We start from the raw sequence: 11,575 nt of genomic DNA on the forward strand, positions 1-11,575 counted from the left end.
GCCGCGGGGGGAGTATGCGGAGGTTGCCGATGCCGGGCATCTGGTGCACTACGACCAGCCGGAGGCTTGGCGGGCGGCTATCGAGCCGTTTCTTGATGGGGTGCTGGTGTGAGGTGGGCGCCTAGTCGGTGGGGGGCTTCTGTTGTGTGGCGGGTGCGGGTGCGTTGTGGCTGGTCGCGCAGTTCCCCGCGCCCCTAAAAGCAAAAGCTCTCCTCAGCCCTTGCTCACCGCCGCCAGGATCTCCGGTAGCCGCCTCGCTGTTCCCGGTGCTGCCAGGCGTAGGCCCGCATAGGTCAGCGCCGCCCCGTACCCCGCACCCGCCGGCAGCAGTACCCAGCTCCACTGGTCGCCGTCCGCGCTGACGTTCGCCCAGATGGTGAGGGTGATGACGGGGGCGCACAGGAGGGCCGCGGAGATCATGCCGCCGAAGATGGAGATCCAGGCGAGGCCGGCCTGGCCGGGGGCGACGTTCTTGTGGGTGCCCTGGGGGATGGAGTAGGGGAAGCGGGCCGAGGTCCAGGCGCCGGTCGCGAGCATCGCGCCGAGGAGGGCGAAGGAGAGGCCGAGGACCTCCGGGAGCCGGGACCAGTCGCCGAGCAGCGCTGTCGTCAGGACGGTCACGAGCGCCGCGTACGGCAGGGTGATCACCAGCAACGCCAGGGCACGGGCCCGGAGTTCGGCGTAGGCGTCCCTCGTCGTGGAGATCGTCATCGCGACCATCCAGAACGCGGACGTGTCCTGACCGAACTGGTTGTACATCTGGATGCCGAGCATCCCGGCCGCGAAGCACGCGAAGTACACCGAGCCCGTGCCCTGCAACGCGTTGAACACCGGCACGATCAGACCGATCGCCAGCGAAGTCACCCACGCCGCCTTGGTCTTGGGGTCGCGCCACACGTACCGCAGGCTGCGTTCCATGACCGTTCCGGTACGGCCGGACGGGAGGAAGCGGGCCAGGCCGCCGGCGGATGCCCGGTCCTTCGCCGCCGGTTCCGCGGACTGGAGCGTCGAGCCGTCCGGCGCCGTCATCAGCTTGGTCAGGCTGCGGGACCAGAGGAGCAGCAGGGCCGCCAAGGCGCCGACGGACAGGGCGAGTTGCGTGACCGCCAGGCCGTACGAGCCCTTGCTCACCGAGTCCACCGCGCCGACCGCCGACGCGGGCGGCACCCAGCGCAACACCTCTGCCGCCGGGTCGAGTTGGGACAGCCCGGACGAACCCAGGCGCTGCACACCGAAGTTGACCAACTGCGCCCCGACCGCGATCACCAGCCCGCTCAGCACCGCCAGGTCCCGACCCCTGCGGCTGGTCAGCAGACGGATGTTGGCCGCGGCGACCGCCCGCGCGAGGGCCACGCAGATCAGCAGCCCGAGGGCGACGCCGAAAACGGCCGTGACGTACGCGGCGGGCCCGTGCGCCACCGCGATCACGGACCCCAGCAGGAGCACCAGCGTGAACAGGGGGCCGATGCCCACCAGCGAGGCCGCCAGCAGCGCCCGTACCAAGGGCTGGGGCCGAAGTGGCAGCATCACCAGGCGAGTTGGATCGAGGGTCTCGTCACCGGACGGGAAGAACAGCGGCATCACCGCCCAGCCCAGCCCCAGTACCGCGACCAGGAGCACGACCACGGAGACCGCGTGCCTGTCCCCGCGCAGCGTGATCAGCCCCAGCAACTGGAGCGCGGCGAACAGCAGCGCCACGACCGCCGACGCGACGTACGCGGCCCGCCGGCCACCGGACTGCCGTAGACCATTGCGGAGCAGGGACAGCTTCAGGCGTACGACGACGGGTGTGATCGAGGCCGTTGCGGTGCTCTCGCTCATCGGGTGCCGCCGCCCAGCCAGTCGAGGTCGGAGCTGTGGTCGCGGGCGCCCGCGCCGACGAGTTCCAGGAACGCCTGCTGGAGGGTGGGGGATGCGCCGCGGACCTCGGCGAGGGTGCCCTGGGCGCGGATGCGGCCGGCGGCCATCACGGCCACCCAGTCGCAGAGCGACTCGACGAGTTCCATGACGTGGGAGGAGAAGACGACGGTGGCGCCGGAAGCGGTGTAGCGCTCCAGGACGCCCCGGATGGTCTGTGCGGAGACCGGGTCGACGCCCTCGAACGGCTCGTCCAGGAACAGGACTTCGGGGTTGTGGAGGAGAGCGGCGGCGAGCCCGATCTTCTTGCGCATACCGGTCGAGTAGTCGACGACGAGCTTGTGCTGCGCCCCGGCCAGGTCGAGCACGTCGAGAAGCTGCGTGGCCCGCTTGTCGACCTCGCCACCGGGCAGCCCCCGCAACCGCCCGCTGTACCCGAGGAGTTCACGCCCCGAGAGCCGCTCGAAGAGCCGCAGCCCTTCCGGCAACACCCCGATCCGCGCCTTCACGGCCACGGGATCCGCCCACACGTCGTGCCCGACCACCTCGACGGACCCCTGATCCGGCCGCAGCAACCCGGTCACCATGGAGAGGGTCGTGGTCTTCCCGGCCCCGTTGGGCCCGACCAGCCCGATGAACTTCCCGGCGGGCAACTCCAGATCAATCCCGGCAACAGCAACTTGCTGCCCAAACCGCTTCCAGAGCCCGTGTACGCGAACGGCGGCTGACGTCATACCTTGCACCCTACGGTCAGGTGCCCCACCTAAGGGGCGCGGGGAACTGCGCGACCAGCCCCCACCGGCCCGCACTCGCCAGCGCTACCGATCCCGCCCACACGCATAGGCGAGCGGCGAGATCAACTCCTCCGCATCCGGCAACCACCGGTTCGCAGCGGTAGGCCGGCAGGCCCACTGCACAGCCCCCCGAGACCCGAACCGCGTAGGCGGCGCAGCCACATACGCACCCTCACCCAGCACCACCAGATCCAACGACGCCGGCGCCCACCCGATCCTCCGCACCAGATCCGGCACCTTCACCGAAGCCCCGGGCAGCACGAAGAACTCCATCCGCCGCGACGGAGTCAACGTCACCGGCCCCAGCGTCAACTCCATCCGCTCCATCCGGGCCAGCGCGAGAAACCCCGCGGTCTCCGGAACGGAAATCGCGTCGAACGTCCGCCCCGTGGGCAACAGAATCGAAGCCGCCGGCTGCTTCTGCCACATCCGCCGCGCGACCGTCGCGCTGCCCGTCGCCTGCGTCGCCCAGTCCTCACGCGCCGGGTGTGCGCCGGGTGCGGCGCACGCGGGGTCGCCGCAGGAGCAGTGCTGCACCCCGTCGACGGCTTCCAGCCAGGTGCCGGGGAAGACGTCCCAGTGGCGCTCCTCGGCGTAGCGTACGGCTGTCTCCAGCAGCGATTCCCCGCGCTGCTTCGGAATCTGAGCGGCTTCGGTGCCCGCGATCGTCTCTTCCACGCCCAACACAACTCCCGCACCCACCTGGAGTTACGGGCGTAGCGCGCGCGGGGGAGGGGCATCGATTCCGCAACTGGGGCGCATGGATGCATGTGCGGGGGCGCGCGGGAGGAACGACAGCGGGAGTTGGGTAGCCAGGTGTGGGGCGAGCACCAGCTTTTACCCCGGCATTCTTCGCATGCTTCGCATTTTCACCATGTTCGCTGGGCATTGATCTTCACGGCCGGATCTTTTCGCTTCAGGGGTTGTTCCCAGGGGGTACGCCATGGCCGCAAGGCCACTTGTCGCGCGGCAGCCGAACGAACGGCTGCAGGCGCTCATCCAGGAGGCGGGGTGCTCGAACGCCGGGCTGGCCCGCCGGGTCAACATGTGCGGCGCCGAGCACGGTCTCGACCTGCGCTACGACAAGACGTCCGTGGCCCGTTGGCTGCGGGGACAGCAGCCGCGCGGGCGGGCTCCGGCGATCATCGCCGAGGCACTGGGCCGCAAGCTGGGCCGTACGGTCACGATCGACGAGATCGGCATGGCCAACGGCAAGAACCTCGCGTCGGGCGTGGGGCTCCAGTTCTCGCCGACCGTCCTCGGGGCCATCGAGCAGGTGTGTGAGCTGTGGCGCAGCGACGTGGGGCGCCGGGACTTCCTGTCCGGTTCGTCGGTCGCCGCGTCCGCGCTGGTCGAGCCGAGCCGTGACTGGCTGATCTCCTCGCCGGACTCCCAGGTCGCCCGTGCGGCGGGGCCGCGGGTGGGCCCGTCCGACGTGGCGGCCGTGCGCGCGATGACCCAGGCGCTGAGCGAGCTGGACCATCAATACGGCAGCGGGCATGTGCGCCCGGTCGTCGTGCACTACCTCAACAGTGTCGTCTCCGGGCTGCTGGCGGGGTCGTACCGGGAGGCCGTGGGGCGTGAACTGTTCGCCGCCGTCGCCCGGTTGACGGAACTCGCCGGCTACATGGCCGTGGACACGGGTCAACCCGGCCTGGCGCAGCGGTACTACATCCAGGCGCTCCGCCTCGCCCAGGCGGCGGGGGACAGGGGATACGGCGGGTACGTGCTCGCCGCGTCCATGAGTCACCTCGCCGCGCAGCTCGGGAACCCGCGTGAGATCGCGCAGTTGGCGCGGGCGGCGCAGGAGGGGGCACGGGGGCGTGTGACCCCGCGAGCCGAGGCGATGTTCTACGCGGCGGAGGCGCGCGGGCACGCCCTGATGGGGGACGCGCGGTCGGCGCAGCTCGCGTCGGGGCGCGCGGTGAGCGCGCTGGACGCGGCGGATCCGTCGACCGGTGACGACCCGGCGTGGATCGCGCACTTCGACGAGGCCTATCTCGCCGACGAGTTGGCGCACTGCCACCGCGACCTGGGCCAGGCCGAGGCGGCGGCCCGGTCCGCGCAGGAGTCCCTGGACGGGCACCCGGAGTCGCGGGCGCGCCGCCGGGCCATCGGCTACGTCCTCCTCGCGAGCGCGCAGGTGCAGCAGCGCGAGATCGAGCAGGCCTGCAACACGGGCCTGAAAGCAGTGGAGTTGCTCGGTTCGCTGCGGTCCAACCGGGGCGCCGAGTACCTGGACGACTTCCAGCAGCGCCTGGAGCCGTACCGGGACGAGCCGGTGGTGCGGGAGTTCGGAGCGCGGATGGAGTTGCAGTCCGCCGCGTGAACGGCGGGGGGACCAGCAGGTGAACACCGCTCCGGTGCGGAAAGGAGTGCGGACAGCGGCACTTGGAGCGGACGCGGGTCCGGGACTGTTACCGCCGTCACAAGAGGGCAGGTCCAGTCCAGTGCTGCGTGGCACCGGGCTCGGGGTACCCGGTAGCGTGAGCCGACGATCCCGAAGGTCCCCCATTCGTAGGAGTCCCGGTGACGCAGAGTGGACAGGGCGAGGAGCCCTCGGCGCGGCCCGCGCGCGAAGGCATCGTGCTGCCCTCCGACGGAGGCGCACCCCTCCTGCCGGGTATGACGGGCGGACGCGGTGACCAGCAGTCGGGCGGACAGCCCTCGATAGCACCCCCGACCAGTGGCCAGTCCTGGGGCGGGCCGTGGGGTCCCGACCAGCACGACCAGCAGCATCACCACCAGCACCAGAGCCCGGCCCCGCCGCCGGGCCAGGGCTGGGGAGACCAGCAACAGCAGCCGCAGCAACAGTGGGGCGCCGCCCCCGAGCAGCAGCCCGCTCCGGCCCCGTGGGGCGCCCAGGACGGCATCCCCGGCCAGCCGGGCGCCCTGCCCCAGGAGAGCGCCCAGCACGCGGCCTACGGCGTGCAGCAGCAGTCGTACGCACAGGAGTACCCGTCGGGTTACGCCCAGGAGCCGGCCGCCGGGTACGTCGGCGCGGGCTACGCCTCCGACCAGTCGCCCGCCATACCCCAGGCCGCCGCGCAGAACTACGGCTACGGATACGGCGCTTCCGGTTCCGACGCGCACCAGCAGCCGTCCGGTGCCGCCCTCCTCCCGGCCGCGGCCCCCGCGTTCCCGAGCGCCCCGCTGCCGCCCGCCGACGAGGGCGCGACGCAGTACATCCCGCCGGTGGTCAACATGCCCGGCGACGAGGGTGCCACCCAGTTCCTGCCGCCGGTGCCCGCCGCGCCCATGGACGAGGGCGCGACCCAGTTCATCCCGCCCGTAGGGCCCGGGGCGCTGCCGCCCGAGATGCCCGCGGCCGCCGGGCCGATGCCGCAGGCCGCGCACCCCGACGCGCAGCCCACGCAGTTCCTCCCGCCGGTGCCCGCGCAGGGTGCCGCTCCCGGGTACGGGGCGCGGCCGGGCGGGCCGGACGACCGGCAGCCGCCCGCCGAGTTCGACAACCTCTTCCGCAGCGACGCCGGGGGCGAGCAGCCCGCCGCGTCCACGCAGCAGATGCCCCGCTTCCAGCAGCCGCCGCGCGCCGAGCAGCCGGGGCAGCAGGGCTACGGCCAGGCCCAACCGCCGTACGCGCAGCAGGCGTACGCACAGCCCTCGTACGCCCCGCCCGGAGACGGCGGCGGCCGACGTGGCGCTCAGGGCGACGACGGCGGCCGGGGCGGGCGCCGTTCGCGGGTGCCGCTGATCGCCGGGATCGGGGTCGGTATCGCGATCCTCGGGGTCGGCGCCGGGGCGCTGCTCAGCGGGGGCGGCAGCAAGAGCGACGGCAACAACAAGACGGTCGCCGCCACCTCGGCCGCGACGGACGGTTCCTCGTCGGCGGGCACCGATGCCGCGAAGGAACAGGCCGTCGCCCTGGACAAGCTGCTCGCCGACAGCGGCAGCAGCCGTGCCTCGGTGATCAACGCCGTCGGCAATGTGAAGGCCTGCAACAAGCTCGGCGAGTCCGCCTCCGACCTGCGGGACGCGGCCAAGCAGCGGGCCGAACTGGTCACCAAGCTCTCGCAGTTGACGGTGGACAAGCTGCCGGACAACGCGGCTCTGACGACCGCGCTCACCAACGCGTGGAAGGCGTCAGCGTCGGCCGACAACCACTACGCGACCTGGGCCGACCAGGCTGCCGGCAAGAAGGGCTGCAAGAAGGGCCAGGCACGCACCACCGGCCAGACCGCGGCCGGCAACGCGGCGAGCGGCGTCGCCAGCAACCAGAAGGTCAAGGCCTCCGCCCTCTGGAACACGATCGCGAAGACCTACGGCCTGACCAAGCGCCAGCCGACCCAGCTCTGAGCACTCCCGACAGGCACTCCGCATTCCCGACAGGCACTCCCGACAGCGCGGATCTCAGTCGAGGTCCGCGCTGTCCAGCGTCCTCGTCATATCGAAGAAGCCCTTCTTCGCGGACACCAGAACGCCCTTCCGTACGACCTGAAGAGTCACGTTCGCGTTGACCAGCCGGGCCAGGCCCACCGAGGCCAGGTTGTCGTCGCGGGGGCTCCACTGCAGCGTCGGCGTGAGCCCGCCCGTGTCGACCTTCACACCGTCGTCGAGGGCGCGGCGCACGGTGTCGGCGGTGATGTCACCGCTGCCGAGCGAGTTCACGACGGTCTTGAACGCGGTGTACGCGATCCAGGTGGTCTGCACCCCCGCGTCCGCGGGGTCGATGCGGTTGTCGCCGAAGGCCACCTCGTTGATCGCCTTCTTCATCGGGTCCCAGCGCGCGTCGCTCGCGACCGGGTACCAGCCCGTGATGTACGACCCCTCGTACGGCCCGGACTGGCCGCCCGTGGAGTTGATCTCGGTCTGGTCGACACTGCCGAGCACGGTCGCGGCGTGCACCGCGGGATAGTCCTGGCGGTCGCGCCGGAAGGAGTCCATGAAGGTGTCGGTGCGGTCCCCGAGCGAGGGCACCACACAGCCCTCCTTCCCGGAGTCGCCGCTCGCGCTCTCCAGGGCGCTCGTCGACTGGGCCGAGTACTCGGTGGCGTCGTCGGCCGCGAGCTGGTCGGTCGCCGCCGCGTGGCCGCCCGCCGCGAGCCCGGCGTTCAGCAGCGGGGGCAGGTCGTCGCCGGCGATGGAGTCCGGCCGTACGAGGGTGACCGGGCCGCAGGTCGGGGCGAGTTCCTTGCCGAGGCCCGCCAGGAGCGCGGGCTGGCCGCCGTTGACGGGGTAGGACAGGGCGCGGGTGAACTCCTCGGTCGTCACGCCGTAGCCGCCTATGTAGGGGATGCCGGCGCCCTCCAGCGGGGCGAAGTACGAGTCGCTGAACTCGCTGTAGGAACCGACGACCGCGACGACGTTCTTCTGCACGGCCAGCCGGGCACACTTCGCGGCGGCCACGTTCGTGTTGTGGTCGTTGCAGGTCAGGACCTTGAGCTTGCGGCCGTTGATACCGCCATGCTTGTTGATCCACTTCGCGTACGCCGTCGCCATGGCGGGCATGCCCGGCTTGTTGGTCGCGCCGGTGTCCCACGGCGCCCAGGTCATGACGGTGATCGAGTTGTCCGCGGCGCCCCCCGTGGTGCCGGGGATGACCCCGCAGCCGGCCACGAGCGACGCACACGCCCCCAGAGCCGCCGCCGACAGGACGGTCGCTCTGACGGGCCGGGTGAAGGTGAGGAGGAAGGTGCTGCGGTTGCGTCGCCTGCCTGTCATGGACAGACACGCTTCCGCCACACCACAAACCGAGGAGTGACTCGGGGTCAACAAGTAGTGACGCGGAGGTGAATTACGGGGGGCGTTCCTGTGTGTGTGACGAGGAACGTACGATCGATGACCGTGCAAGGTTCGGAGAACTCTTCCCGTCGCCCCCGTCGCTCCTCCACCATGGGCGGCATGCCACTGAACGACATGCCCTGGTGGCGCTGGCGCAGCAACGTGCGTTCCGCGCTGCACATGCTCTCCGATCCGGCGTTCCAGCAGAACGTCTGGCTGGCCGGTGTCGACGGGTACGGGGACGTCACCGACGCCGTCTACCGCCTCGTCGAGGACACCTGGCTCGACAACTGGTCCGCCGAGAAGTACGTCGGCACGATCTTCCGCGACTCCCAGGAGGCGGCCCTCGTGGACACCGCCGTCCTGCGCGTCCTGCGGATCATGCACCAGGTCGGCCCCGACGCCCATGTCTCCGTGTACGTCGACCACGAGGCGTGGCCGGACGCGGTACGGGCGGCGCGGGACGCGCATGTCCGGATGGCGGTGAGCGACGGCGACGACCCGGATACGCCGCCGCGGACGCTTGAGGTTTTGCAGATCATCACGCGGTCCGCGTAAGGCTGGGTTGCGGTTGCGTCGATGAGTGCGGGTACGTGGGGGCTGGTCGCGCCGTTCCCCGCGCCCCTTGGTAACGCGCCGTGCGTTTAGTTGGTGCGGGTGGGTCCGCGTGGCGGACGGCGGTGCCTCCGTTCGGGGGGATATGGGACCCTGTCCTGCATGAACGCGCAGTCCACCCGAGCCGCGGCACTCGCCGACCAGTACGTCCTCACCCTGTCGTGCCCCGACAAGCAGGGCATCGTGCACGCCGTGTCGAGCTACCTCTTCATGACCGGCTGCAACATCGAGGACAGCCAGCAGTTCGGCGACCACGACACGGGACTGTTCTTCATGCGCGTCCACTTCTCGGCGGAGTCGCCGGTGACGGTGGAGAAGCTGCGGGCGAGCTTCGCGGCGATCGGTGACTCCTTCCACATGGACTGGCAGATCAACCGGGCCGCGGACCGGATGCGGGTCGTGCTGATGGTCAGCAAGTTCGGGCACTGTCTGAACGACCTGCTGTTCCGGGCGCGGATCGGGGCGCTGCCGGTGGAGATCGCGGCGGTGGTGTCCAACCACACGGACTTCGCCGAGCTGGTGGAGTCGTACCACATCCCCTTCCACCACATCCCGGTGACGAAGGACAACAAGGCCGAGGCTGAGGCGCGGGTCCTCGACCTGGTCCGCGAGGAGAACGTCGAACTCGTCGTCCTGGCCCGGTACATGCAGGTCCTCTCCGACGACCTCTGCAAGGCGCTCAGCGGGCGGATCATCAACATCCACCACTCGTTCCTGCCGAGCTTCAAGGGCGCGAAGCCGTATCACCAGGCTCACTTGCGGGGTGTGAAGCTGATCGGGGCGACCGCGCACTACGTCACCGCCGACCTCGACGAGGGCCCGATCATCGAGCAGGAGGTCGAGCGGGTGGGGCATGACGTGACGCCGGACCAGCTCGTGGCGATCGGGCGCGATGTGGAGTGCCAGGCGCTGGCACGGGCCGTCAAGTGGCACGCCGAGCGCCGAATTCTGCTGAACGGGCGCCGGACTGTGGTGTTCGCCTAGGAGTGCGGGGGGTCGCCTTTGAGGGGCGGCTGCGGGTGCGTGGGGGCTGGTCGCGCAGTTCCCCGCGCCCCTTAGGTGGGACCACTGCCCGTACTCAAGGGGCGCGGGGCTGTGTCGATATGCGGCTCCGCCGCGTGGGCGCGACCAGCCACAACGCACCCGCCACTCGCCGACGAACCCGAACGAGCCCCTACATCCGGCTCAACGACGCCGTGGCGAACAGCACATCCCGGATCGCCTCCCGGTCACCGAGCTGCCCCGCGGCCGCCTCCTCCGGTGACACATGCCCCGCGGCCAGGTGGCAGAACTCCACGCCGTCCAGGGCGATATGGGCGACCTCCCGCTCCGCGGACCCCACCGCGCCGGGCGAGTCGAGGGCGATCAACCACTCACCCCCGCCATGCCCTTCGATCTCCAGCCGCAGGCTACGACCAGGCTCCCCGACCCCGACAAGGTGCCGCCCGCTCCCCGGCGAAGCCAAGCCATGCCGCCGCCGATCGGCGAGGACCACGGGGAGCATGCGCGCGGCCAGGTCGATCATCCGGTTGAGGTAGCGAGGGGACGGCGGATCGTACGGGTAGTCCACCGCCTCCGCGATGTCCCCCGCGTGCACCCAGCACTCGAAGGCCCGGTCGAGCATCGCATCGTGCAACGGAAGCTCGAAGTCGCCGTAGGAGACGGCCAGTTTGCCGGTGCTGCCGCCGGTGAACGACACCGTGCGGACGATGTTGTGGCTCTGCTCGCGCCAGGGTGCGCGGATGGACCGGGTCGGCGGGAAGTGCGACGACTTCCAGTACGCCTCGGTGCGTGACGCCGGCGTCGACGGCTTCACGGTCTCCCCGGTCAGCGGGTCGTCGAGGCCGAGCGCCGCCGCGACCAGGCCGTCGACGGTCAGCAGGTGCGCGATGACCCCGGCGACAGTCGTACGACGGCTCGTCGGCCCGTCGCCCTCGAACCAGCGCAGCCGCACGGGCGCGTGCCACTCGGCGTCACCTATGTCCTGCAGCAGGGCATCCAGGCGGGCGGTCTCGGCGTCGTACGGCGTCGCCCACTCCGGTACCGGGATGCGCGGTGGTCGGCGGTCGAAGGAGCTGGTCAGGACGCGGGTGCGCAGGCCGGGGTCGAGGTCGAGGGGTTCGACGGGGTGCAGCAGCCCGACCGCGCCGCGCAGCCGCAGCGCCTCGTCCGCGCAGGCCCCGCACTCGCCGAGGTGCTCCTCCACGGCCGCCGTCTCCGCCGCCGAGCACGCGGCCAGCGCCCACGCGCCGAGCAGCGCCTTCAGCACCCGGTGCTCCAGAACCAGCGGCACGGCCCGGGACTCGGCCGCGCCGAGCTCGGGGAGGGGGCGGCCGGTGTCCTCCACGGAGGCACGCGGCATCGGAATCCGCGGCGGCTCCCCCTCACCGCTCATGGAGTCACCGTCGGGACTGCCGGGCCCGCCGTACGAGCCGTCACCGCTCCCGGAAGCACCGCTGTCAGGACCGCCCGGCCCACCCCGCATGCCGTCGCCGTCACCGTCGTCGTTCACCGAACCGCCGTTCCCGGAGCCGTCGTTCACAGGGTGCCCGTCCTCAGGCCCACCC

The 11,575-nt window shown here is 71.2% G+C and carries 10 protein-coding genes; 5 read left to right on the forward strand and 5 right to left on the reverse strand.

All coding sequences use genetic code 11. The features are described from left to right. On the forward strand, window positions 1-112 hold a 112-nt coding region (locus AC31A1_RS35595; RefSeq protein WP_489657287.1), incomplete at its 5' end, for an alpha/beta fold hydrolase. 101 nt (window positions 113-213) lie between these two features. On the opposite strand, the gene AC31A1_RS35600 is transcribed toward AC31A1_RS35595, so the two are convergent. From AC31A1_RS35600 to AC31A1_RS35610, 3 genes are all read right to left on the reverse strand, one after another. After that, complete coding sequence (locus tag AC31A1_RS35600; protein ID WP_489657281.1) at window positions 214-1,821, reverse strand: transporter; 1,608 nt, start codon at window positions 1,819-1,821, stop codon at window positions 214-216. Further along, window positions 1,818-2,591 (reverse strand): ABC transporter ATP-binding protein, encoded by a 774-nt coding sequence (locus AC31A1_RS35605; protein ID WP_489657282.1) that lies wholly within the window; start codon window positions 2,589-2,591, stop codon window positions 1,818-1,820. The genes AC31A1_RS35600 and AC31A1_RS35605 overlap by 4 nt, the downstream gene beginning before the upstream one ends. Before the next feature lie 84 nt (window positions 2,592-2,675). Next, window positions 2,676-3,329 (reverse strand): bifunctional DNA primase/polymerase, encoded by a 654-nt coding sequence (locus AC31A1_RS35610; protein ID WP_489657283.1) that lies wholly within the window; start codon window positions 3,327-3,329, stop codon window positions 2,676-2,678. 265 nt (window positions 3,330-3,594) lie between these two features. On the opposite strand from AC31A1_RS35610, the gene AC31A1_RS35615 reads away from it, so the two are divergent. After that, on the forward strand, window positions 3,595-4,980 hold the full coding sequence (locus AC31A1_RS35615; protein ID WP_489657284.1) for an NsdA family TPR-like regulatory protein: 1,386 nt from the start codon (window positions 3,595-3,597) through the stop codon (window positions 4,978-4,980). Window positions 4,981-5,180: 200 nt separating this feature from the next. Further along, a complete protein-coding gene (locus AC31A1_RS35620; RefSeq protein WP_489657285.1) occupies window positions 5,181-6,968 on the forward strand; it encodes a hypothetical protein in 1,788 nt (595 codons plus the stop codon). A 54-nt stretch (window positions 6,969-7,022) separates the two neighbouring features. Here the strand turns inward: AC31A1_RS35620 and AC31A1_RS35625 are convergent, their stop codons facing one another. Next, window positions 7,023-8,333 carry an ABC transporter substrate-binding protein gene (locus AC31A1_RS35625; RefSeq protein ID WP_489657286.1) on the reverse strand — a complete coding sequence of 437 codons (1,311 nt, stop codon included), beginning with the start codon at window positions 8,331-8,333 and terminating at the stop codon, window positions 7,023-7,025. 117 nt (window positions 8,334-8,450) lie between these two features. On the opposite strand from AC31A1_RS35625, the gene AC31A1_RS35630 reads away from it, so the two are divergent. Together AC31A1_RS35630 and purU are read left to right on the forward strand one after the other, a co-directional pair. Next, complete coding sequence (locus AC31A1_RS35630) at window positions 8,451-8,951, forward strand: SCO4402 family protein (RefSeq protein ID WP_026150474.1); 501 nt, start codon at window positions 8,451-8,453, stop codon at window positions 8,949-8,951. Between the two features lie 159 nt (window positions 8,952-9,110). Beyond that, window positions 9,111-9,992, forward strand: coding sequence for a formyltetrahydrofolate deformylase (gene purU / locus AC31A1_RS35635; protein ID WP_033286536.1), 882 nt, complete (start codon window positions 9,111-9,113; stop codon window positions 9,990-9,992). Window positions 9,993-10,182: 190 nt separating this feature from the next. On the opposite strand, the gene AC31A1_RS35640 is transcribed toward purU, so the two are convergent. After that, a complete protein-coding gene (locus AC31A1_RS35640; protein ID WP_489657288.1) occupies window positions 10,183-11,520 on the reverse strand; it encodes a zf-HC2 domain-containing protein in 1,338 nt (445 codons plus the stop codon). Window positions 11,521-11,575 lie beyond the last annotated feature (55 nt).

Source organism: Streptomyces sp. P5F9, from assembly GCF_057961495.1.